Here is a 26152-nt window from a genome sequence, read left to right as displayed (position 1 = left end):
TGTCTCCATCATGAAACACACTGGCACTGGGTGGCGTCCAATATAAAAAGGCCTCAACATGTAGTTGAGGCCTTTTTAATGCTAAAACTTGTAGTTAAACTTAAAAACGATAGCTCAAATTCAGTGCTAAGTCGTTTACATCATTTGCAGAAATGAAATAGTGGCTAAAATCTACTCCTAATGTCAAAGCTTCACTGAGTTGATAATGAACACCACCGCCTATGTAACCGCTGGTACCGCTGTCTTCGTAACGAGTGGAAAATCGACCATCCCGAACGCTGTTAATCTTGTAATCCCAATTAAACGCACCCAAGAACATTTTACCAACAAACTTATCTGCAAATGATTTTGAGTAGTTGAATTGTAAAGCAAGACCTTCAGGCAAAACCGGGGCAACTCGCGCCAAAGCCATTTGGCTTTGCTCAGGATCCGCACTCAAGCCAGTAAATTCCACGCTTCCTTGACCAAGGTCAATATAGCGAAGTCCTACCTGCCAATTAGGGACTAATTCATAAAACGCCCCTATTGACCAACTACTGCTCTCTTCATCTAAGTTGACGATATTTAAGTCTGAAGCGTTAATTTCACTATCTGCTGTAGATTGTCCGAACGTTGCCTCCACTTGCCAATTGCTCGCCTGTACTTGTGTGCTTAATAAACAACTCGTACTCACCAATGCAAAAGCGGGTAAAAGTGATTTTTTACGGCGCAGTACCAGCGCGCTGATTAATAGTAACAACATGCCTCCCATAGTCCCTGAGGACTTATTAGTTATGGATGTAACTTGTTTGACTGATACCGTAACGCTTACTTGGCCCTCAGCCGTTGCGCCAAACTCATCTTTAACAACATAGTTAATTGTATCAACACCTTCAAACCCTGCTTTTGGTGTGTAACTGAGCGTACCGTCAATATTAATGGCCACTGTACCTTGGCTTGCAGTTGCAGAAACAATGCTTAACATTCCACCTTCAGGGTCACTATCATTTGCAAGTACATCGATAACGATTTGCGCCCCATTTGAGGTTGCGGTGTCATTCGCAACTTGCGGTGGTTGATTAGCAATAATAGAAACAGTCGCAGTACTATTACTCGACCCGCCCTGTCCATCAGTCACACTATATTGAATAGTCGCATTGCCTATAAATGCCGCTGGTGGCGTATAGTTCAATTGATTATTTTCGATACTAACAACACCGAAATCGACACTCGCACCCGTTATGGAAAGTGTATCATTGTCACCATCCGTATCGTTTTCGAGCACATCAATTATAATTGTTTGACCAGAGACAATTGTCACACTATCAGCATTAGCGACAGGTTGTGCGTTATTTGAGATTGGTACTGCAATGCCACCTGGGTCGACAATACTGCCATTGGCAATACCATCATCATCATTTGGACCCCCATCAACAATACGTAGTTGCACACACCAATCACCATCGCTAAGGCCTGCGGTCCATTCGTTGCTTCCTGGAGGAGGACAGAAACCTGGCTCACCTTGAGTTGAGAGTAACTCGTTACCTTCTCCAATCACAAAGTCTTGCCACTCACCGCCAATTAATTTGCGATAAACCGCATTAAGTGGGATAGGTTTGCGTTGTGGTAAAACGATACTATATACATCACCGGGTTGTGGTAACCCCGTCGCAATAAAGTCGAACAAACCACCTGCATTATTGGCATTGGGATCTGCAGGCAGCTCTGACTCCAACAACTGTAGACCACCCGTATTATTTTGTGGCACAGTAGCGCCTTTACGTAAACATACACCTGGGTCACCTTCAACCAAGAACTGGCTAGATTCTAACGCTTGTTCTTGCACCACATTACAATCAGTGATCGCATCCATGAAATCAGGAATACCGTCTTCGTCCTCATCGGCATAGCCTTCTTGATCATCCGGAATTAAATCACCGTCACTATCCTCTCCGGTCAACGGTGCTAGAGAATCAACAATTTCTACAAAGACATTGCGAGATGTTGACAGACTTGGCGTCGCATTATCTTCAGCCGTAACCCTTACTTTATAAATACCCGCAGCGACATTGGCTGGGTTAAACTCAAAGATAAATGGATCATTCGATGTATTGACTAACGCCGCATCCGGCTGCCAGCTGACACTCACTAGATCATTCGGGTTAGGATCAGCGACTATAGCTTCTATGGTAACCACTTCATTAGAGGCGGTAATTAGGCTACGCTCTTCGCCATTTTGCTGCACAACTGCCGATAAACTTGGTGCCACATTCTGCTCAACAATTGTTACTGTTGAAGTAGATTTAGCCCCTCTGTTTACTGAGTCACTCAGGGAGATCACAATGGTTTCGTTATCTTCACTTATACCATCAGCAAATATATTAAAGCTGATGCTAGCACTAGTGCCTGAGCTTATTACCACTTCACCCGACTGTAAGTCATGATCACTGCTATCCGCTGAACCCGAAACGGTATAAGGTACGGTTACAGGGTAACTTGGTGCAGGGCCATTTAGATACACCTTAATCGAGTGACTACGATCTTCTGCAACTCTACTATCTTTTTGCAGTGACACCAGAGGGTTGACGTTAAGATTCTGGCTCGCAGTGGCTTGTTGTCCTTGATTATCCGTTGCCTGCCAATAAACAATGTGTTTACCAGGCGCAAAGATAGGAATTCCTCTGACTAAAGATACCGGTAGCGGATTCCCTGAGCTATCTGATGCGACCGCAGTACCAAGATCCACTTTGGTGAATAAACCTGTTGCGTTCACGGTTAAGTCACTCGGAGCAGTAATTGATGGCGCATTGCCCGTGCCCGTACCATTAATCGTGATACTAGCATTTGCCTTTGCCCTCGCTTTACTATCATCTTCAATCAAATAAGTAACGACTATTGGTACTTGTGAGTTTTGCACAGCTTGGTAAGTCAAGATGTTATTGGCTATGAACGCAGAACCAATTGAGGCTTTAGCGCCGATAATTCTGAGCGTTCCGCCATCTGGGTCAGTATCATTATTTAAGACAGGAAGCACATACTGATTGGAAGCCACAGCATCGAAGGTGAAGCTGTCATCAACGGCAATAGGTGCATCATTTACGGAAGTTACTGTCATCGCGACTGAAGCCGTATTTGACTTAAACTCACCGTCTGACACTGTGTAAGTAAATACATCAGAACCATTAAAGTTCGGTAATGGTGTATAGCTAAACACAGTACCTTGAATTTGAACTACACCATTTTGTGGCTGCGACACTAATTCCATTGTTAATGCATCACCGTCGGCATCACTAACCTCTGCCGAGAAGCTCGTAGTACCATCTTCAAGCACCGTTCTTTGCATGTTGTTTGCTACCGGCGCAGCATTAACCGGCTCAACATTGATTTCAAATGCCGGTAAGCTTGCTTGTAATGCTCCATCACTAACACTCACGATGATATTACTGTAAGTGCCCACATCATCTCTAGTCGGTGTCCCCGCCAAATTACCTGAGGCCGTATCGAAGCTTGCCCAAGCTGGTAAATTGGTTACAGAGAACGTCAATGTTTGAGAGTCCACATCGGATGCTGTTGGCGTAAAGCTGTATGCTTCGTCTTGTTTCACAGTTGTTGATGGTGTACCTGAGATAACTGGTGCGTCATTCACAGCATTCACCACTATGCTAAACGCAGGCAAGGATGCGTCAGCTTGACCATCCGACACCGTAATCACAATGCCGCTATAAGTACCGTCTTGCCCTTCACTTGGCGTGCCAGTAATCGCGCCTGTTAAATCGTTGAAATTCGCCCAACCTGGCAGGTTCGCCACACTGAATGTTAAACTATCACCATCTGTATCCAATGCCGTCGGTGTAAAGCTGTATGCAACATCTTCATTGACAGACGTCGCTGGAACTCCAGAAATAAACGGCGCATCATTTACTGATGTCACTGTAATATTGACTGTTGCTGCATTCGACACTAAACCTTCGGCATCTTGTACCGTATAAGTAAAGCTGTCATTTCCGAAGAAATTAGCATTCGGCGTATAAACAATATTACCTGTCGTTAGTATTTGCAGTGAACCGCCTTGAGGCTGACTAACAATTGCAACACTTGCGGCATTGAGCTGACTATCTACGTCCGTGTCATTACCCAATACGTTGATTTCAATGTTGCCATCCTCAAGTAATTGAGCGGTGTTGTTAACAGCAACTGGCGCATCATTAACGGCTGTGATATTGACTGTAACTGTTGCAGGATCAGAGCGCAGCCCTTCACTATCTTCGATGGTGTAAGTGAAAGTCAATGTACCATTTTGGTCTTGTTTCGGTGTGATCGCGAGCACCCCATCCGAACCAACCGTAACAGTAGCAAGGTCGTAGTTTCCTGCACCATCGCCTTTATCTTCAAGCGCCACATCCGAACCATCAAAACCTTGATCTTCAACATCAGAGTCATTTGCAAGAATTGCCAATGTTGTTGCAGTATCTTCGTTTGTTGTTACCGTGTCATTTCCTGCCACAGGTCGGTCGTTTACAGCACCAATATTAACGGAAATCGTGGCAATATTTGACTTACCACCTTCACTGTCAAGAATCGAGTAAGTAAAGCTATCACTCCCCGTCTCATTAGCATTTGGCGTATAAGTAATGGTGCCATTATTCAAGTCTATTGCCGCTTGGCCTTTACTTGGCTGCGACTCAAGCGCAATAGTACCAGTTGGGTTGGTATCTTCGACATCCGTTGCACTTGCTCTAATCGCTAATGCTGAAGTTGGCGTGTCTTCATCGATATTCGGTGTAAAGTTAGCCGCGACTGGTAGGTCATTTACCGGCGTTATAGTAATACTAACCGTTGCCTCATTTGATTCAGCCTGAGTCGAATCTTTAACCGTATAGGTAAATGAATCCGAACCATTGGCATTGGCAGTAGGTGTAAAGGTTACTACTCCATTATTAACGCTTAACTGCCCCTTAGTCGGCTGAGTTTTAATCGTAACCGATGAAGCAACCATATTGTTTTCAGGGTCACTATCATTGGTCAGCACATTCACCGAGTTAGAAGCATCTTCAAGCGTAGTCAGCGTATCGTTCACAGCCGTTGGTGCATCTTCAATTGCATTCATATTGATTGTTACGGTGTACACCGGCGAGCTGGCATTAGCGCTGTCTTCAACATGATAGGTAAAGCTATCGGTATGATTCTCACTCCCCCCATGAACATAGCTAAAGCTACCGTCGGTGTTGAGGGTTAACGTACCGTATTGCGGATCTGTGTCTTTCACTATCGTTAGACTGTCGTTGGAGTCAAGATCATCGTCACTCGCAAGCGACAGTAAGCCATTGTTGAAGTCCCGCGTTAATGTTGCGCCTTCATCTATAGTGAAGCTAGTGCTTTGCCCCGTTGGCGCATCATTGGTATTAACTACTTCAATATTAAATGCGGTGAGTGTATCGCTATCCGTACCATCGCTCACCGAAATTTCAATATTAGAAGTCGTGCCAACATGAGAGTCATTTGGCGTGCCTGAAAGTTTACCAGTTTGCGTATCAAACGTTGCCCAACTTGGCTTATTCGTAATGCTAAAGGTATGAGTATCGGCTGTGTCAGAATCAGTCAAGGTCGGCGTAAAATCGTATTCACTGTCTTCATTGACGCTCGTTGCCGGTGTGCCAGAAAGCACCGGCGCAACGTTATACTTTTTGGTGACAGTGTCAGTTACCGCACTCGATTCATTCCCAGCGTTATCAGTTACAGTAACAGATAATGTCAACGTTCCTTCGTTTAATGAAGTGACATTAATTCCGGTCTCTTGGTGGGTGGTACCCGTTATAGATATTGCACTTGAGCTCGTTACAGAACTGCTGCCGTCTGAGATTTCATAGGTAAAACTACCCGCTGATTCCAAACCCGTTAATGTGAAGCTAAATGCAGTTTCATTACCTGCATTGATCAAATCTTGGTCAATCGCAGCTGAAATCCCACTTGGTGCTGAGTTATCTAGCGTGACTGTCGTGCTCGCTGCGCTTGAGGTATTGCCAGCAGCATCACTTTGCGATGCTGTTACCGTCAATGTGCCATTGTTAAACGTGCTAACATCAAATTCTGAGCCACTTATTGTCCATTCGCCGGAACTATCAGCAGTGACAGTACGATCCAAACTATTCGCACCATCATTGATAGTGACAACTACGCTATTTCCAGCTTCCGCTCCCGTTCCTACTATCAAAACATCATCATCTTCTGATGCATTTATTAAACCATCGCCTTCTATAGGCGTTGTGATCGCAGGTGCTGAAGGTGCTGAGTTATCCAAAGTGATCGTGGTGCTAGCTGCACTTGAGGTATTACCTGCTGCGTCACTTTGAGTAGCTGAGACCGTCAATGTGCCATTGTTAAACGTACTGACATCAAATTCCGAGCCACTTATATTCCAGGCCCCTGAGCCGTCCGCAGTGACCGTTCGATTAAAACTATTTGCACCGTCATGAATAGTAACGGTTACACTATTACCCGCTTCAGCGCCCGTTCCTACAATCAACACATCATTATCTTCCGCCGCATTGACTCGGCCATCACCTTCAATTGGTGTCGTAATTGTCGGTGCAAAAGGTGCTGTATTATCGAGTGTAACAGTCGTACTTGCTGCACCAGAGATATTCCCTGCTGAATCTGTTTGCGTCGCCGATACAGTTAATTCGCCATTACTAAATCCACTAACATTGAACTCACTGCCACTGATAGTCCAGTTTCCGCTACCATCGGAAGTTACATTTTGATTCAGCGTTGCTGAACCGTCAGTAATACTCACGCTAACAGTCACGTTAGCATCGGCACCAGAGCCAGCAATCAAGACATCATTGTCTTCAGCGGCATTAATTTGACCATCTCCCTCAATTGGAGTCGTAATACTAGGCACTGAAACACTCGTATCAATGACCATTGATAAGCTATTACTATTGGTAATATTACCGGCGGTGTCCGTTGATCGCGCTGTGATTACGTGCGTACCACTGGTCATCGCCGAACTAGGAGTAATAGTCCATGCACCTCCCGCAGCTGTGGCTGAACCAACAACGCCATCAAGATCAGAAATTAGTGTCACTGTGTCGCCCGTAGATGCACTTCCTGTGAATGTGGGCGTTGTATCATTAGTAATGTTATCTGCATTTGAGGAGCCGGTATCACTCCCAGCGGTCAGATCTGGCGTGCTTGGCGCGGTAGGGGCTGTATTATCGATCGTTACGCTTAAAGAACTAGAGCTGCTACTTACGTTCGTGCTCGCATCCGTGGCGGTCGCAAAAATCGCATGTGATAACCCAGCAGTCAACGGATCCGTTGTAATTTGCCAATTACCACCCGTTGCTGTGCCAGTACCAATGACCGTGGTACCTCCGCCTACCTGATCACTATATAATTTAACCGTCGCCCCGCTCTCAGCAGTACCACTGAAGGTTGGTGTGGTGTCATTGGTAATGTTGTCTGAGCTTGAAGCCCCAGAGTCTGAAGCCGCATCCAAGTCTGGTGTCGATGGCGCATTTGGGGCCACGTCATCGTTGACTGTTATCGTGAATGACTCTTGATAACTTGCGGTTCCATCACTCGTTTGAATACAAATAACATAGTCACCCGGAGATGTTGATGCTTGCGTTTGTAACGTAGCTCCTGAAAATTGGAAACTGCCGTTACCCGTATTTGCGCTACATGTACCACCATCGCTACTGCCAGCCGTAACCAAGCTATAGGTATGACTGTCACCACTTTCCACATCTGTGGTGCTGGCTGTCGCCACGGTCGCAGCAGTTCCGGTATTCGATTGGTCTATGCTTGTTGCTGTCAATGTAATATCGGTAGGGGCATCATTTACAGGAGTAATAGTCACTGCGGCCTGATTTGTACCAGTACTGTCTGCCGTACCATCATTAAAGGTATAGTTTAGTGTTACAGATGAGCTTGGATCCTCAGAGCTGTTACCATAGCCAATTGATTGCAATACATTATCCACTAGCGCCGAAGTAGCACTGCTGTTGAAAGTGAGTACCAGTGTGCCTGCAGAGTTAGTTGTTACTGTACCGATCTCAGTGCTATCGTAACTTAACGTGCCTCCCTGAGTCAGCGTACCAAGCAACCCTGTGTTACTAAATACATCTTGACTGTTAGCGCCACCTGAGCGTGAGATTGTTAGCGACGCACCATCATAGTTACCATTTCCGCCACTCAGTGCGTCAAGCTCAGTATCTGCAATGGTTACATCACTGTCTATCGCAATCGAAGTTCCATTTTCAGTAAAGGTATTACCACCATTTAAATTACTAAAGATAGGCTCATTATTTGCAACTTCAAAGGTGATCACTGTATCACTGCCAGAGTCAGCGACCGTAAACGCAAGATCGTTCCCTGCGGCATTCGTGAGCGAAATACTTATTTCTGGGTTAACAAAAGTAGTAGCGTTGGTGTCCACTTCCAGCGTACTAGTACCATTAAAGCGAATATTGTTGGTTGATAATCCTGTTACGCCTGTAATTGTTATCTTATCTCCGATGCTAAGATCGGCTATTGTGTCACCATTTAAGTCACTTTGCGCTCCGACAAAATTATCATTACCATCGTTACCTGTCATGGTATCTGTACCGCCGCCAGGACGTATAGTGTCTGCACCACTACCACCTGTGATCGTATCAGAACCATCCAAATCTGTTGCCGTTATTTCTAGCACATCACTAGAAAAGGCAGAAGCATCTATGACTAGGTCAGACGTGATTGCACTGCCGCTGGCATTTGCAACCGACACCGTTTGACCGTCAGCATTAAAGTTGTCTGTAAGTGTGATCGTTGTAGCGCTATTTGTGCCAATTGAAATGCCTTCAACAGCGGAAACCGAGGTGGTCGAGAAGTCGAATGCTCCACCATCCATGAGTTTTAATGTCTCACTGCCCGCCGCCCCTGAAATCGCTGTTGCAAAATCACTCAGATTGGCCGTATCAATCGCAACAGTTGCACCACTTGATAGACTAAGGTTTCCTATATTGAAGAATCCACCTCCAGTTACATCCGCACCATCTGACGCTAAAACAAGATCTGCTACGTTCGTGTCGCCAGTTAAATCGCCAGTGTAGGAGCTACCACCGATATTAAACGTTACAGCATCATCGTTCGACGTTGCTGAAACATCAGTGGTACCGTTACTGATGGTAATAGTCCTAGTATTGCTAGAATCGTCACCAACACTATACACTTCAACTGAAGAGAAAGTGGTGATATCCCCATCACCAGAAATATTGATAGTTTCTGATCCAGCAGCTGAAATATTACCAGTAAAACTTTCATGTTGAGCTACTGTCATGGAAACAGACGCACCAGAGGCTATCGTTAAATTACTGACCGCGTTTATACTTGCTGCCGTAATATCAGCACCAGAACTTAACGACAAAGTATCGGCAGTGGTATTTTCGCCTGTAATTGTTCCAGTATAGGTAAGCGAACCTAAATCGAAGGTAATTGCATCTGAAGTTGAAGTACCAGTAACAGAATGACCCGCACTGCTCACGGTCACCGTTCTTGAGTTGGTTGAATCATCGGATAAGGTATAATTTTCAAGCGCAGAAACCGTTGTAATATCGCCATTGCCAGAAACAGTTAGAGAATTAGTGCCATCGCCTGAAACCGTACCAGTAAACGATGACAACTGAGATACTGAAACTGTTGCAGAGCCACCAGTTGCTACAGAAAGGTTCTCAAAACCGCTTACTGACGCGCCTGCGATACTTCCGCCATCACTAATTGAAAGCGTATCTGTACCACTGCCTCCTGCTAGCGTGCCAGTAGCTGTGAATGTACCAACATTTACGGTGTCGTCACCACTGCTGCCTGTAACACTTTGCCCAGCAGCGCCAAGCGTAAAGGTATTAGCCGCTGAAAGTATGTAAGTTTCAATTGCACTGTTACCCGTTAAACCATCACTCACATCACTGATTGTAATCGTCTCGGTTGCCGCTGCTGTGATTGTTGAGAAGCTGTCATGCTGAGCTTCCGTCATAGTGACTGACGCATTATCACTTAAGGTCAGTGATTCGAAACCGCTGAGCGTAGCACCACTGATATTTGCACCATTATCTGCTTGTAGAGTATCTGTGCCTGCGCCAGCTGCGAGTATACCTGACGGCGTAAACCCGGTTACATTAACCGTGTCATCCCCGCTGCTACCCGTTACTTTTTGTGCCGCGCCCCCCAAGGTAAAGTTCATTGCAGCGCCTAACACATAGGTTTCAATATCGCTATCACCGGTTAGGGTTTGATCTCCATCAGCGCTAGATATTGTAAATTGGTTTGTACCTGAACCGTTGATGGTAGTAAACGCATCATGCTGCGCTTCGGTCAGCGTTAAAGAACCGTCATTGTCTGGGGTTAATGTTTCAAAATTAGCTAGCGACGTAAAGTTAGCTAGATTAGAGCCAGTTACTACAAATAGTGTATCGGTACCTCCGCCCCCATCCGCAGTTGAACCAGCAATGTGGCTAGTATCAGCAATAGTCAGTGTTTCATCGTCACCAGTAAAGGTGATTGCTGGAGATAAGTTTGCGCCGTTTGTTGTATTAAAACCGGCTGCGACACTGCTCGCAGCAGTAACATTACTTACGGAAATAGTAGCTGTACGAGAAGTGCTATTATCTGTGCCATCATTTATAACAACAGTTACAGTTCTTGCGGTTTCGTTGGGAGTACCGGAGGTATTGTTGTAAGTGATCGCCTGTAGGAACGTTTGCACTTCTGACGCTGAAGCAGTTGCACCAGTGATAGAAATTGTATCTTGTAGCGAAATATCAGAAGAACCCGAAATTCCCGTCAATGCATCTTGAGCGGATGCACTGACATTCAGGCCTTCAGATGCACCGTCTTGATCGTTAGTAAGACTTACTGTTATGGTGGTAATTGTGTCGCCATCAGCTTCCGTCACAGCAGCATTCGCGGCGATATTGACCGCACCACCACCTTCAGAAAATGAAGCACTACTATCATCGCTGCCACTCGTTGAATCTAAATCAACTGCAGGTGCGGTGTTGGCCGTCGAGAAATTAAAGGTAGTATCGTCACTGATCCCCGCAAAACTGTTTCCCGCAGAGTCATCAACAGCAGTTGCATCAATACGAATAGCGTAGTCGCGATTACCTGTTAGGTCATTAGTAGGGTTTATATAAATTTTATCATTTGTAATGCCAATACGACCTGCACTTGGGCTAGTCGTCGTACCGTCGCTTTCTGTCGCGACATCAAACACTTCAAAATCACTGCTACCACTGACGTCACGAATAGTAATGTTACCAGTTCCAAGGGCTATATTTTCGTTGAAGTCAATAGTAATATTACTACTTCCCGATACCCCTGTCCCATTGTCATTCGGTGTTGAGTTTCCACCATCGAACGTAGGTGCAACCTCATCGATATCTGTAACCGTAATGGTAATATTTTGTGTCGCTGTATTGTTGCTACTTCCACCGTCATTGGCAGTAACCGTAATATTGTAAATATTGTCGCCGCCGTTGTCTCCCGGCGATTCATAATCCGGTGCAGTCTTAAACGTGATGACACCAGAGCTTGAGTTAATATTGAACAGCGAAGCGTCTGTACCAGATAAGGAGTAAGTGATCCCTGAGTCATTGCTACCGCCATCACCATTGTCAGCATTAACATCCAGAACTGTGCCCGTGCCATTTTCTGCAAAGTTAGCCGATGCACTGCTGTTAAAAGATGGAGAATTATTACTAGGCGTTCCTGGATCCCAACTACAAAGTGGAGTTAGCGCTTCGCAATCGCTCTGGTTATCTAAAGCACTACATTCAGGAGCCCCTGTACACTGTAAAAACTCAAGCCGCCCCCAATTTGGATCACGCGTGACTGTAATGGCTTTGCTAGTCAACCTTGACTGCACGTAATCTAGCGCTTGCTGATTGACCGTTGTATCAGCCGCTACGCCTTGTAGCGCCTCTGCATTTGCTAGCGTTGATGAAGCCACTGCCACAGGCAACTGAATAGCAGCACTGCATAGCAATGCGGCCTTAATATGGGTTTGTAGTTTACCGTGCGTAAATACCATTGCGCTGTTATATTCTGTATCCATAGTTTTATCCACATTTTATACCCAGAAGCTCACTTCCAAGGTAGGAACGACCTTTATCCAACTTGTTGTGTTATCAGTAGCTAACACAGCCGTTTAATTACTTTGCTTACTCTGGTTGTCCAACGCTAAACCAGACACTTGAGCCAGCTTTTGTTTGACTTTACTTGCCGTTAGTCCGGGTTCAGCGGCCAACAGCAGTGCAATCATGCCCGTGCAATATGCCGCTGCGTAAGAAGTACCACCAAAACCACTGTATGCATTATTTCTTGCAATACCCCTAGCACTATAACCTGGCATCCAAGCACTAACCGATTTACCAAAGTTGCTAAAACTTGCCGGCATACCGCTGCTATTCATTGCGCCCACCACCACCGCAGATGCAATACTCGCCTCTGTGCTGTTTGCTTTAATCATCTTCCCGCTGTTTCCAGCGGCTAATACCATTAAGCTTCCTTTACCGCCTCGGCCGGTTTGTGCTAGGCCATCAATGGCATCTTTTATTGGTTCCAGTAGTAACTGTGTTCGCCAACTCATGTTAACAACATCGGCTTGCGCCAGTTGCGCAATATGTAACGACTCCAATGTATGGCTTGTCCAGCTTTTTGTTTGCCTTATTGCAATAAGCCCTGCGTCGATTGCAAGGCCCGCCATTTCAGCTGGCAAAGCGTCATTTGCTCTGGCAAAGATCACTCCGACTACCTTAGTACCATGTTTATCAAAGCGGCTTTGCGGCTGTACGTCCTTGACTCTTCTTTCAATATCGTAGGTGAGTAATACCTTAGTTTTACTTAAGGCCTCATGTTTTAAATCAAAGCCATCATCGATAACAACTATTTTTACTCCCTCACCTTGAGTCAATTGTTGTAGTTGTTTTTGCCATTTCTCTAACTGAAATAAACGAAAGGGTAAGCTTTTCATAGAACCTGATTGCGACAAGGTTTTTGTTAACCATTGCGCAGCGTTATGATTTTCAACTTCGAGCTTACTTTTTATTTGTAAAATATCTGGTTGGGCATATATTACCCCCTCCAAACCACTGGCAATCGCTAGTGCACCAGTCAAGCGCTTTGCGGACGCGTCTTTTAGCGATACCACCATAAACTCGTGCTCTGCAAAGGGCCCAAAGATGGCTAGCTGGCCCACCTCTATTTTTTGTTTTAAGGCGTTTGTAACGCCACCGCCCATCCCAGCCTTTATTTTTATGATTATTCTGTTACTCAGCTCTACCAAATGTTCTGAATTAGCAAACTTATACACACTCTTAGGTTCAGCGTTGCTCTGTTCAAGCTTTATCTTGTTGCCAAAATTAACAAACTCAATTCCCTGTGCATTCGTCGTACCAATAGATAAAACAACAAATATAAAGCACAGCACCAGCTTTAATCTTGTTAGATAAAAAAGCTGACATACCTCTTTTTTACACATTGGTTACCACTCTTACAAACACCACAGTAAGTTACTAATTTAAAGCCGATAATAACACTCAATTACCGCCGTAAAATATAAGTATTAGTAAGGACCAGCACCAAGCCAATCTCTTACCAATACTTTGCGCTTTAATAAGCTAGTTCCTTGGTGGAAATGTACCATCTAGTGCCAATGCAAACTGAATCGCCAAAAATGGTTGGCGGTTTTCATGCCCAGCATTTGCCATGCCATTAGTACCAAGCGCAGCATAATCCATCTCTATCTGCTCTTGCGCATTAGGAGTTTTATCATAAACGTTACCGCCTGGAGATTGTGCGAGTAGATTCCCCTGCCCCGAATCAACCGTTCCGCCTAATGAAGTCGTTCCATAAAAAGTATGGGTATGAGCAGGTAAGTTCGACTCATATAGCACAACTTCATTTTCGCCTTGCTTTTCAGTTAACATATTTGGTGTCAGGCCTGGGCCTGTCCCCGTCCCCATCGGTACTCTACATTGTAAATTTGGCACCCCCATGGTGGTGCGACAATCACCACCAAAGTTACAGCCTATTACCGCAAAAAGTGCTGAATTTTGCGATATAGGTAGTAGCTGTCCTCCACAACTGGTCCACCACTCTGGTGTAAAATTGCAAACAAACATTCGAACTTCACCTAAAAAACAATCAGCCATTATTCTTCTCCTTAATTTCTAGGTGGATATATGCCATTTAGGCATATGATAAAATTAACCCCGAGGCTAGGCATTTTGTTTTCATGAGCATTATTGCTTCCCTTAGAGGCAATGATGCCGTCATACATAGCTGAAGGACCATCATTATACTGGGCCGTTGCTGGTTCACAGTACATATCAGCTTTACCCAACACTTGCCCACCAGGGCTTGTACCCGTTGCGGTGTTGTTACTTACCTGAAAATTATGGCTATGCGATGGTATTTGACTGATATCTAAGGTGACCGTTTCTACTCCTTTCATTGTTCCTATCAGTGTTGGCGTTAATCCGGTACCATTGCCAAATCCCATAGGTAATCGACCTCGCATATCAGGAAACCCAAAACTACTTCTTCCATCACCACCATAAGTATTTCCAAGCAAAGAGAATAACGCTTCATTCCCTGTAATTGCAGTGATCTGCCCATAACAAAACGCCCATTTAAATGGCGAGTAATTGCCGGCAAACATCGTTATCTGTCCAATAAACCCTTCCATTACGACCTCCTTAGTTTCGGCTTGGATAAATGCCAGTTAGTGCGATGGCAAAGTTAAGAGATAAGCTGGGTTGCATATTATTGTGGCTCTGACCGCCGCCAATGCTTGATACCGTGGAGTCAGAGGTATTTACCAAATTCGATGCTGCGGCATATATAGGCACTGCCGTCTGCGTCGCCATTTGGTTTGATGTGGGAAAATTTGCATATGGAAAGTCAGCCGTTTTCGTACTTGCTTGCATGGTGTGGGTGTGTGCAATATTTGCTAAGGTTAACGTTACGTTTTCAGCGCCACCAGCATTGCCTCTATCGTAACTAGCGTTTCCTAAGTTACCAAGCCCCACCGGCACTCTGCCACGAAAGTCTGGTAGACCAAAGGTTGTTCTACCATCACCACCATACGCGGTGCCGGTAAGAGAATAAAGCGCTGGATTTTGGCTAATTTGAATTAGCTGACCATTACATAAAGACCAATTTTTAGGTGCCCAATTGTAGCCATAGAGGGTAACCTGTCCAATATAGGGTTCTGACATTATTAAACTCCTTTATGCTTCTTTTTTTATACTGATAATTATTTGATACTTGTCTTTTTCGTATGCAGATAAAAACAGTGGCATTTCACCCAGCTTTTGATGCTTTAATGTATACGTATCATCAGTAAGCGGAAAATTTGATTTGGCGGTTAACGTTACAGAAAATCCTTCAAATTCATTACTGTTTAGCTTGCACTCATCAATAGCATCAACTTGCAACTCGTTTAGCTTATGCTTGCCATCGGCCGTAAAAACTTCAACATCCTGACCGATTAAGTCTTCAAATAAACTACTAGTTAGTTTCACAACACTTGCTCCTTTGCTCATTAAGTTAGACTCGCTCTTGTTAACTAAAAAACAGTTATTAATACCAATGATCAAGCGAGGCGCTTTATTACCTTTCGTTTATTACCCCTCTTTTTAAATTAACCTAAAACTATATTCCTCAACGCTGGCGGATACCAAATTAGTAACTCATAAGGAGCCTTAATTGATTCAATTTTAAAGCCTAGCTTCTGATATAAACGCTTTGCATCGTAATTATTTTGCAATACCGACAGAGTCATCGGCACGCCGGATTGAGCAGCAGCTTGCTGGAAAGATTGAACAACTGCTGCACCAAGCCCTAATCCACGAGCTTGAGGTATTAAAGCAATTTCTATTAATCTCACTTCATTATTACCAAAGTCAATTGTCGCCTTGCCTATTCGCTCATGGTGTTTTTCAATAATGAAATACATAGCGTTTGGAAATTGATCTCCATAGCCATTACTTTGCGCTTTAAACTGCATTTCAATAATTGACTCTATAAAATCCTTATCTCCATCAATCAACTGCAAATCTTGCCGAGTGCTATGGTGTAAGCTTTCCAGAAAGCCTTTATCTTCTGGTTTTGACGGTCTAACATATAAACCATCTGGAGGCGTAAACTTCATCACTCTTACCTTTATATTTTAACTATAAAAACCGACTACTTTTCGATTAATAGCACCAACTAATTTATCATCAAGTCGATTACCAATTTTATCAAGCAGCCAAAACTCAAATTCCTCAAACAACCTAAACCGATACAAGGCTTCTAAAACCAATTCTAAACTTAACTCAAGTTCACCCCATATTTGCGTATCCAAAGACCACTCACATTCATGGTTGTTAATATCAAGCTTATTTACTTTATTTAATTGGCATTTAACGAAGATACGTTTAATTTGGAAAATTCCAGACTCACCCACCTCATGATAAGCGGGAAGATTTGGTAAACTTTCATCAGGGAAGCTAAAGATGAACTCAGGTATTGGATCGTTAATATACTCAAACGTGATCCGATCACCGGCCTTTAGATTTTTATCTTGGTACTTAATTGGTAAATTCAAGCTGCATTGATTTTCGGTGAGTCTATGCTCCCTATAGACTTTGATTTCCGTTTTCAATTCCAGTGTATGATAAACTTTCCCGCAATCCGGTACCTCAAACGAACCAGATAAAACATCTAGGTTATTCTCATTGAGTGCGCTGGCTGTGTTTTTATCGAGACGGAAAAACGAACCAAGCTCAGCTGGGTTGACTCTTTGCTCACTTTTCGTCAGAGAACTTGGATTGCATAGCCAAGCAGTAAGCTCAATTTCTTGAGGTATGAGCTCTCCATCTGGCTTTAAAAACTGTTGAAGGTGACTAAAAATCCATACTTGAGGCTCTCTGCGTAATAAGGTATTCATGGTCTCGGAAATAATGAGATCAAATTCTATTGGTTCTTCAGGTAGCCAAGTTGTTGCGTCTGCGTGTACTATACGTTTCACCATATGAACGATATCTAGTTTAGTTACCAGCTCATGTATTGCTTGCGTATTTTCAGGATGAATATCTAAAAGTGTCACGGAGACTGGACTCGTTTTGTGAAGCGCGAGAAAAGGTAATAGTAATACACCATATGGCCCGGTCCCTGCATACAGGATGTTTATATTATCTTGCTGATTGATTCTGTCTCGTATCGCGCTCGCAACGCCCTGCATAAATATCTGACTACGTAGCGTTTCTAGTAAACATTTCGCTGCCTGAACAGGTGAAATCGCGACCCCTTTGTCGGTGTTTATATCAGACCAATCATTCATATCGAAGTCAGTGGATACGCCTGTTAGTTCAGCTAGAGCCTCAGACATAGATACTGCGTGAGGTCTATTTAGCCCAGCATCAACCTCATTTAGGAGCAAAGCTTGAGAGTGCTCTAGCAATTTTTTTACTTGGTACATGCTACCAGACGTCATTACAGATCCTTCAACCTATTATTTTTAAATCACTTACCAACGAAACACACTGCATTTTTTAACTTGTATAATTTTCACAAGGGACGTCCATTGAGCCTGACTGGCAATCTATTAACCAATCATTTACTTTACAATCAATAACGATATTGACTCTATCAAGGTTTCCTCGGTTAGCTACACTGTGTATTTTGTCCGCATTTATGTACCACACCTCTCCCTCTTTCATTGGTACTTGCATACCATCAACAACAAACTCAAGAGCAGTGTCAATGACCAAAGGTATATGAAGTCTTGCTTCACCATTTTCGATACAAAGGCCGCCATCTCTGTGAGGTTTTATAAAAGCACCGGCTTTCAATCGCATGATTCTTACGGAGAGAACTTCACAAGGGAAATTATCAACAAATGATTTAAGTAGCGGCTTTTCTTCTAATATAGGTAAGTTTTGCCAGTGAGTGCCTGACTCAATCGCAAAGTTTTGTAAGATCGGGTGAGCAGATAAATGCTCTGACAAACAACGCAACGCAACTACGTCCCAGCCGCCTTCGTAATTTGCTTTATTTACATGGTCAGTCCAAGCTAGCTCATTCAGTGTCCCTAGCTCGTCGAGTACTTGTTGATGTTCAAGAAAAATTGGAAGCTTAAAATAAGCTAACCGTTCCTTACTATATGGCATAACCATCCTTAAGTTCACAGATAACTAACCTAACGTAACTCAAGCTCCAAACTGCTTAAGTGGCAAAAAGTAAAATCCGATCAAGCCCTTACTCAGCTTAGTCCACCTCGATAAAATTGCGAATATTTTGATCTAATTTCCATTGGCGATCTGAAAACTTCCCACCATTGATAATAATCTGATTAGAGCCATCGATACTTGTAACTGTGCGTTTTTGCTTTTGACTCAGTGTATAGTTTTTTAAAAATACTCCGTTGCTGTCAAAAACTTTGATACTAGAACTACCAGAATTTAAAACAAATAACTGATTAGACTTACCTATGGTGATGCTCTTGGGACCATTAAGTTGATAGTCTTGCTCAATCCCGAACTCACCAAAAGTGCTCACTATTTCACCGCCGAAATCAGCTAACACTATGTGATGCTTTCCAGGTTGCAATAAATAAAGCTGTTGTAGTGTCGGGTCTACAGCAAAATCTTTAAGATCACTAATGTATTTAGGTAAAGGCAATTCATTGGAAGCAGGGTTACCCTGGGTATCAAAAACCCTGATCACTCTTTCATGTTCGAAGTAAACGTAGAGAGAATCTCCGTAACGCCTAATTATATTTGCCCTTTTTTGGAAAGAAACTCGTTCCCCTGAGGGGCTCAGAGCATCCCTGATAGGTACTTGAATACCGAGTTCATTTAATAGGTTTTCAGGAAGCCTTTCCGTTGTATCTTTTGATACTCCAGAAGCAGTGAAGCTTTGTCTAGCAAAGCTAACAGGAGGTAAGACTGATGCAACCGTGAGTGCTGCACCAGCAAACATAAATGTTCGGCGTTTCATTCATTTTTCCTTTTTATTCTTATAAGTAAAGTATGCCAACTTTTTCGAGCAGAAGGAATTACACTCCATTACAAGCAATATTCCAAAAAACACACTCAAACAAAAACAAAATATTTTCAACTACTTACAAAAACACACTGTCAACCCCGCCTGTTAATTATCCAATTTTAAAAAACAATTAAAATTCTCATGCTAGACAAGTATTTACATTCCAATTACCCTATACCATTAACAAAAAATAAGAATTAGTAATCATATGTCTCTGACACAGTTTTCGGATAGCCATATTGTCGATGTTTTCCAGTCTGACAAATACCAACTACTTGAAAAAATTGGAGAAGGTGGATTCGGTAAAGTTTTCAAAGCACGCCAAATAAACACTGGGCAAATCGTTGCACTAAAATTTTTGGCGTTAGAACCACAACTGGAAGCGACGAAAAAACACAGATATGCGGAACGTTTCAATCGCGAAACCTTACTTTGTAGTCAATTAAATCACCCAAATATCGTACGATTATTAGATAAAGGACAATTAAATGAAAATTTAATGTTCGGGGTATTCGAGTATGTGGAAGGGCAAACACTACGGGACTATCTAAGTCAAAATGGTGCAATTGATTCAGTGTATGCAACCGACATCATGTTGCAGGTGTTAGACGCGCTCATTCACGCTCATCAACAGGGCATTATCCACAGAGACATAAAGCCAACCAATATCATGCTTAGCCAGTCTGGTGCAAAAACTTATGCCAAAATACTTGATTTTGGTATTGGTACACTGGCACAAGAAACCCGCCAGCATGACTTTGAAACAATCACACTAACGCAAGAAACATTAGGCACACCTTCTTACAGCGCACCAGAACAATTACGTGGTGAGCCAGCCTCGGCCAAATCGGATCTCTATGTCTGGGGTTTGGTATTTTTAGAATGTTTAGCTGGCGTGCCTGCGGTCACGGGTACTAGCGTCGCATCGATTTATCACAAGCAATTAAGCGATGTACATATTCCAATTCCAAGCGCACTACTTGGCCACCCTCTTGCAGGGCTTCTCAGACGCGTACTCAATAAAAGCGCGTTGGAGCGCGTGATCACCGCAACCGAGGCATTCTCTGAACTGGCACGAATGAACGTATCGAACCTTGTTGGTGTGCTAAATGATGTTAAAGCTCAACATGGTTACGACGAAACCACAGTAATGATCCGTGATGACGATCCTAACCATCGTGCCATTCAAGAATATACGGCGCTTACTGAGCGCAAACAGCTCACCGTTCTTGCGGTAAGGTTAAGTGTTAAAGCACTCGACAATCAAGATAAAGACTTCGATGTCATCGACACCGTTTATAAATCTCAACGCAATCACTTTATTGATATCGCGACTCGTTACGGCGCTTATCACGTGGGTAACCTCGCCGATACCAGCTTGTTTTATTTTGGCTACCCTGTTAGCAGCGATAACGATGCGCGGTTATCTGCCCGTACCGCACTTGAAATGATAAGCGAACTTGGCAAACGTAACGCACTAATGCAAGAAGCCCACAGAGTCGCCCTTAATGCTCACATTGGTATTCATACTGGTGTATTTATTACCTACGCCAATGCCGTACCTGAAGGTCATCACGCAAATATTGCAGCAGCACTCTCCCGTGAAGCCGGCGAGCGCCAAGTCTTATGTAGTGCAGAGTCACGTTCACTCCTTGATGCTTTTTCAGAATTCAATCTGTACGGTCAAGTTCAAATAGGCCCGTTATTTGAACTAACGCCGGTTTATAACTTGCAAGGAGAACGTCGCATCGAAGCATTTGGCTTTATGCGTGGTACAAAGAACCATCATGAACTTGTAGGTCGTCACCTTGAGCTTGAACAGACACTTTCACTCATTAATAACGAAGTCGAAGGTGCAACACGCATCGCCCACATTCATGGTGAAGCTGGCATAGGTAAATCTCGGCTGCTGCAAGAAATTCGTGCTAATGCACCGCAATATCAGCATTTAGTCGCCCAGTGTTTACCAGAGCACCAAAATAATGCTTTGTATCCAATTTTAACGTTGGTCAAATACCTCTTTAACACCGAACAGCTTGACGCTCATTCAGCCAATACCGTGTTTAGTTATGTATTATCAAACGTGGATAGTAAGCTCGATTTAGTGCAAGCTATCCCTGTGTTGCTAGTTTGGCTCAATATCTCACTTGATGATGAAATTACGCCTTCTACACTTTCTCCCGATGAGCAGAAGCAAGTGTTGTTTAAAGGGCTTTGCGCATTGTTACTGTCAAACCGTCACGGGCTCAGTAAGTTTAAACTTTACATTATTGAAGACATTCATTGGGCAGATAGCACCACCTTAGAGTTTTTACATCACTTTGTCGGTGCGCTAGCTTCAGGCGATGTTTTACTAAGCACTTCAAGACAAGCGGTGCCAACTCAGTTAAAAGACCTTACCTTAGTGGATGTTTGCCTGAGAAAACTAACCGAGAAGGCCACCGAAGATTTTATCATTAACTTGTTTGATGGCCGCCGAGTGTCAGAGCGAGTTCTCAAATTACTTACCAGTCGCACAGATGGGATCCCACTATTTATTGAAGAACTCGTCAACATGCTTAAGCAAAAGGCATTAGTTGGAGATAAAGGCGGAGAGATTGACTTCCTCGCACCAGATAAACTTGACCAAGTACCTACGAGTTTAAGAGAGTCATTACAACAAAAACTAGATAGCCTTAGTCACGCCAAAGAAACAGCGCAACTTGCGGCAACGATAGGCCGAGAGTTTGAATATGATTTACTCGTTGCGGCATCTTCTTTAAGCGAAAACCAGATCCAAAACGACTTAAATGAGCTGATAGCAAACGACCTTATCGTGCACCAGCGCCGCGTTGATAACGATAGCTATATCTTTAAGCATGCGCTAGTGAGGGACGCGGCTTATGAAAGTGTTAATCAAACCAGCATACGTTTGTTACATTCAGTGGTTGCTCAAACACTAAACTCATACAAAAGTGAGGATTACACATTAAGAGCAACTCATCATGAAAAAGCGCTTGAATACACTGATGCAACAGTGCTTTGGAAACTAGCTGCAGAAAAAAGTACACAGTTGGCAGATATAAATTCTGCAATACAACATTATACCTGCGCACTTAATACTCTCACGCAATGTACAGGCAGTTACGAAAACAAGCTCACAGAAATTCTAATAAGAAATGCACTAGCACTGCACTTGGCTACCACATTGGGATATGCAAACAGCAGTATCACACCACATATTGACCGTTCCCGAGCACTGTGTAGCGAGCTCAACAACCCCCCTGAGCTGTATTCTGCTTTTTGGAGTATTGCATTAATTCAAGTCGTTAAAGCCGAGCATATCGAAGGATTGAACACGATACAGCAACTACTTGAAATGGCTAAGCAGCAAAATTCTGCAGCATTGGAAATAGCAGCTCTTCATTTAAAAGGCGGGATCGAATGGGCTAAAGGTGATCTGCTATTGGCTGACAAGACCTTTACTCAGGCATTGGCACTTTATAACTATGATGAGCACCACGAATACTTCAAAAGCTACCCATTTCCATTTGACTGTGCAATATCCTCACTGCCAATTCATGCCGGTGTTTCTTGGCTCATGGGTGATTACGAACGTTCTGATCAACAGCGAATTAAAGCTGATAGACTGACAGAATTAGATGATATTCCCGCATATCAAGTTCACGTTTACGCCCGTCATGCCTACATTGGAGTAATATCCAGAAGACGCGACCTAGCCGAGTATTACGCTGAAAAGGTCCTTTCACTTTCTGAGAAGCATGGATTCGCGCTTTGGTTATCCATTGGCAACGTAATAAAAGGCTGGCTGATGTGTCTTGATCACAATGTATCTGAAGGTCTTCCTCTCGTTCGTTCTGGTTTAGATGCATACCTGTTAACGGACTCTATCGGTCATGTTGCTTGGCTACGAACAATGTATGGTGAATGCTTACTGCTTGCAGAAGATACCCAAGAGGCTTTAGAACAGTTAGATATTGCTATCAATATTGCAAATGAAAAACTTGATACGTTTTACTTACCAGAAGCTTATCGACTTAAAAGTATGCTGTGTACTACAGAATCCGCTCGTAAAGAACAATTAAAAAGTGCTAAAGAAGTCGCTGAATTGCAAGGGGCACTTGGATATATCAACAAGTATTTAAAAGAGGAAATTAAGAATGATAACTAGAACATGCTTACTGTTAGCATTGGGTTGTTCAGGGGCTGCGAGTGCATCAACAACTTTGCTTCCTGCGGACGTTTCATGTGATTTGGCCACGAACAATGCGATTGCCAATTTTACGCTTACACCTGAGCATTTATACGAATACTCATGGCAAACTTTTATTGCGATTAACCAACAAAAACAATTCGGCAAGCTTTCACTACCCGCTTGGGCTGACTGGATTAATACCGCAACACTTGCTGAAGTCAACTACACAAATGGCTATTTAAAGGAGTTCAACACGCCCGTTTCTGTTGAAGGCAAAGATACTCGAAAAAATATTACCACAGCAGATAGCTGGCAATGTGACTCTGGTTGTTTAGACTTAGATATGTCGTTAAAGCTAGATGGCGACGAAATCAAAATGCTAGGCCTGAGAGATAAAAATAACAACCCTGTATTTTTTGAAAAGCGTGTAAATGATAAATGGATGGAAGCGCTATGGGATACCAAAGAAAACCTGAACGAAATTGATAACAATCCTTCTCTCAAAGACCTTGCGGGTTTCGCATTTAGGTGGGGCAGTTGTGGGCAAGGTAACACATCCGCTAAACAACCTCAGATTGCGTTAAAACTGGGTTGGCGCATACTCACAAACAAAGATGATAAACTGAGATACATCACCATGGAAAACATTAAGTTACATGGTTTTGCAGTAAAACAAACACTCGGTCTCGTTGCCATGCACGTTGGGGTCGGTACCAGTTCAAACCTATTAGTAGGTGATAAACCGACTTGGACTTGGTTGACATTTGAGCAGGTTGATACGCTTGAAAGTGAAACCCCAAAAACAATTCAATATAGCTTCATTGCTCAGGATGAATATAGCTGTTCCAATATATATACAGCCAATAGACCGACACCTCTTATTCGAGATGAGCCGATCCCCACTCTAGCTGCAACATATAATGATCAGTATCGCTCTAAGCTCAAAAAACAAAACTCAGTATTACAACATTACCAGCTGATTGGCTCACAATTTCCACATATTGATAACGCGGGGTCATACCAGCGCTTTGACAAAAATGTTAGAAGTGTGGTTTTTGAGCCTTTTCTAGCTCAGGTGAATAGCAAATGTGAAATTCCTAAGTCACAGTGGACCGTCTCTGAAAGTATCAGAAATAAAGGGTCTGATTGCGCGAGCTGCCATAACAATCTAAATTATTATTACAATGAAAATAAAATAAAATGGACAGAAAGATTCAAAGATTTCACTTTAATAAACAGTGGAATACCTGGTATACCAATGAAAGAAATAACATTAAACCCTAAGGAAAAGTAAAATGGCTAACAATGCATTCATAGACTATCTAAACAGATTAAATATTGATTTAGACTTCAGATTAAATAGTCAGGACAACCCAATAAAATCATTGAATGGTTATGTAGACAACAAAGATATCACCGAAGAGTGCTTAACTATTGGTGGTAATAGTAAACTTTGCAAACAACCTGAAGAAAATCAACTTATCAAAAGCAACTTTTCTGCTGCACTAAACAACGAAGATTTTATCAGTGACTACCTTTCTCACTTCGAGGGTGAGAAAACAAGCAGTAAAGCTTCTATCACCGAGGGAGTTGAAGTCGTAGCATTACTTAATTTCTTACGTTCGATAGCATATGAAGAAACGTCTCACAGTGAATTTATTCAATCTCCAAGTGACTATATATCAAACTTTAGCGTAGAGTATAACAACACCAAAGCGGAGCTTTCTGCAGACGTAAAAGATGAACTACTTTCGTTGGTCTCTCAGTTTGGAGATATAAAAGGTAATGAGGAGAAATTTGTACGTGAATTATTCTCTCTTAAAATTATCTCGCAAAATTTAGCTGATAACGCAAATATTATTTGGTAATACGGTGAATACTATACTTAACAGAGTGTTAGATGAATCTCTCCACGAATTGTTAGGTAAAAAAACAACTGAAGGCTTGCAAGAAATTGCAAGCCTTTTTCCTCAGCTGTTTTCATCCTACTATTTAGAAATAAGAGATCTAGCTAGCCATGAATTAAGTCGATTGGATTTACTCTGCGCTATCGATCACCAATCCCCTAGAAAACGTACAAACTTTATCGATAATCGTTGGCTTCCTTTAATAGAAAATTTACGAAGCACCTACGCTAAATTGAAATCCCTTGACGAATTTACTCCGTTTTTATGGCTTGAATTTGATAATATTTTGGTAAACAAACCAGAAACCATCGCAGCTCCCGGTGTGCATTACTGTCTAGAGCCTGGTTATCCGGAACAACTCGCAGAGAAAAAGGCACAGCTTAGCCACTATAAACCATATGTTTTTTCTATGGGTCTGTGCCAACAATATCACTCAGAAGCGAGTTTAACGCTATCTAGACTATTCAAACACTTACCGCTTTCGGGTCACATCATACATATCTCATTTATGCAGCAACGTAAGCCCGCCACAACAAAACTATATATTTCTATGCATCAGGATGAGGTTATAAAATACTTGGAAAAAGTGCATTTTCCCGGAGATGTAAAGGAAGTCGAGAAGATGCTACTGTTTTGGCGTGATATAAATGATAGCCCTTACTTATTTTTTGACTTAGCTGTTGGAGATACACTGTTTGACCATTTCGCATTGGTCAGCTCCCCCGTATATTTTGATGAGCTCAACAACAAGTTTTCATTCCTAGAGAATAAGGCCGAATTATCAAATAAACTATGTAAGAAACTCGCTTCATCGGGACTAATTACTCAACAGAAGTCGTCACTGATACAACAATGGTCATCGTCAAAATTTGAATTAGCTTGGACTTGGGTAGATTTTAAGCTGGTTAAAGAACCGAATAGAGCTGTTTATTCAAAAGCTTACTTAGGCCTGCAATCATGTGTAAATTAGAGCGCGCTATGCGCCCTAATCTAC

The 26152-nt window shown here is 42.9% G+C and carries 14 protein-coding genes; 4 read left to right on the top strand and 10 right to left on the bottom strand.

From position 1 onward, the window contains the following. Window positions 1-100: 100 nt before the first annotated feature. The 10 genes from EXT47_RS19285 to EXT47_RS19240 form a co-directional block, all read right to left on the bottom strand. Window positions 101-12076 carry an Ig-like domain-containing protein gene (locus EXT47_RS19285; protein WP_130127344.1) on the bottom strand — a complete coding sequence of 3992 codons (11976 nt, stop codon included), beginning with the start codon at window positions 12074-12076 and terminating at the stop codon, window positions 101-103. Window positions 12077-12169: 93 nt separating this feature from the next. Further along, window positions 12170-13501 (bottom strand): S8 family serine peptidase, encoded by a 1332-nt coding sequence (locus tag EXT47_RS19280; protein ID WP_039494932.1) that lies wholly within the window; start codon window positions 13499-13501, stop codon window positions 12170-12172. Window positions 13502-13640: 139 nt separating this feature from the next. Then, window positions 13641-14174 (bottom strand): phage tail protein, encoded by a 534-nt coding sequence (locus EXT47_RS19275; protein WP_039494931.1) that lies wholly within the window; start codon window positions 14172-14174, stop codon window positions 13641-13643. Between the two features lie 11 nt (window positions 14175-14185). Continuing rightward, the gene (locus tag EXT47_RS19270) at window positions 14186-14710 is read right to left on the bottom strand and encodes a phage tail protein (protein WP_039494930.1); all 525 of its coding nucleotides are present in this window, start codon (window positions 14708-14710) and stop codon (window positions 14186-14188) included. A 10-nt stretch (window positions 14711-14720) separates the two neighbouring features. Next, complete coding sequence (locus tag EXT47_RS19265; RefSeq protein WP_039494929.1) at window positions 14721-15242, bottom strand: phage tail protein; 522 nt, start codon at window positions 15240-15242, stop codon at window positions 14721-14723. 12 nt (window positions 15243-15254) lie between these two features. Further along, the gene (locus tag EXT47_RS19260) at window positions 15255-15548 is read right to left on the bottom strand and encodes a hypothetical protein (protein ID WP_223192109.1); all 294 of its coding nucleotides are present in this window, start codon (window positions 15546-15548) and stop codon (window positions 15255-15257) included. Between the two features lie 119 nt (window positions 15549-15667). Further along, complete coding sequence (locus EXT47_RS19255) at window positions 15668-16177, bottom strand: GNAT family N-acetyltransferase (RefSeq protein WP_039494928.1); 510 nt, start codon at window positions 16175-16177, stop codon at window positions 15668-15670. A gap of 18 nt (window positions 16178-16195) precedes the next feature. Then, the gene (locus tag EXT47_RS19250) at window positions 16196-17503 is read right to left on the bottom strand and encodes a class I SAM-dependent methyltransferase (RefSeq protein WP_130127343.1); all 1308 of its coding nucleotides are present in this window, start codon (window positions 17501-17503) and stop codon (window positions 16196-16198) included. A 58-nt stretch (window positions 17504-17561) separates the two neighbouring features. Next, window positions 17562-18179 carry an aspartyl/asparaginyl beta-hydroxylase domain-containing protein gene (locus EXT47_RS19245; RefSeq protein WP_130127342.1) on the bottom strand — a complete coding sequence of 206 codons (618 nt, stop codon included), beginning with the start codon at window positions 18177-18179 and terminating at the stop codon, window positions 17562-17564. A gap of 97 nt (window positions 18180-18276) precedes the next feature. After that, window positions 18277-19008, bottom strand: a complete 732-nt coding sequence (locus EXT47_RS19240) for a hypothetical protein (RefSeq protein ID WP_130127341.1) — start codon at window positions 19006-19008, stop codon at window positions 18277-18279. A gap of 256 nt (window positions 19009-19264) precedes the next feature. Here EXT47_RS19240 and EXT47_RS19235 point away from each other — a divergent pair, with 256 nt between their 5' ends. From EXT47_RS19235 to EXT47_RS19220, 4 genes are read left to right on the top strand one after another with little or no spacing between them, the layout of a single operon-like run. After that, on the top strand, window positions 19265-23227 hold the full coding sequence (locus EXT47_RS19235; RefSeq protein WP_130127340.1) for a TOMM system kinase/cyclase fusion protein: 3963 nt from the start codon (window positions 19265-19267) through the stop codon (window positions 23225-23227). After that, the gene (locus EXT47_RS19230; RefSeq protein ID WP_130127339.1) at window positions 23217-24545 is read left to right on the top strand and encodes a hypothetical protein; all 1329 of its coding nucleotides are present in this window, start codon (window positions 23217-23219) and stop codon (window positions 24543-24545) included. The genes EXT47_RS19235 and EXT47_RS19230 overlap by 11 nt, the downstream gene beginning before the upstream one ends. A 1-nt stretch (window position 24546) precedes the next feature. Continuing rightward, entirely contained in the window at window positions 24547-25119 is a 573-nt protein-coding gene (locus tag EXT47_RS19225) for a hypothetical protein (RefSeq protein ID WP_010377775.1), read from the top strand. 25 nt (window positions 25120-25144) lie between these two features. After that, on the top strand, window positions 25145-26128 hold the full coding sequence (locus EXT47_RS19220) for a hypothetical protein (protein WP_240701634.1): 984 nt from the start codon (window positions 25145-25147) through the stop codon (window positions 26126-26128). Window positions 26129-26152 lie beyond the last annotated feature (24 nt).

The sequence above is a fragment of the Pseudoalteromonas sp. CO342X genome (assembly GCF_004208915.1).
Taxonomy (GTDB): Bacteria; Pseudomonadota; Gammaproteobacteria; order Enterobacterales; family Alteromonadaceae; genus Pseudoalteromonas; species Pseudoalteromonas maricaloris.
The sequence above is the reverse complement of the archived record's forward strand: the minus strand, read 5'-3'. Positions and strand labels throughout refer to the sequence as shown.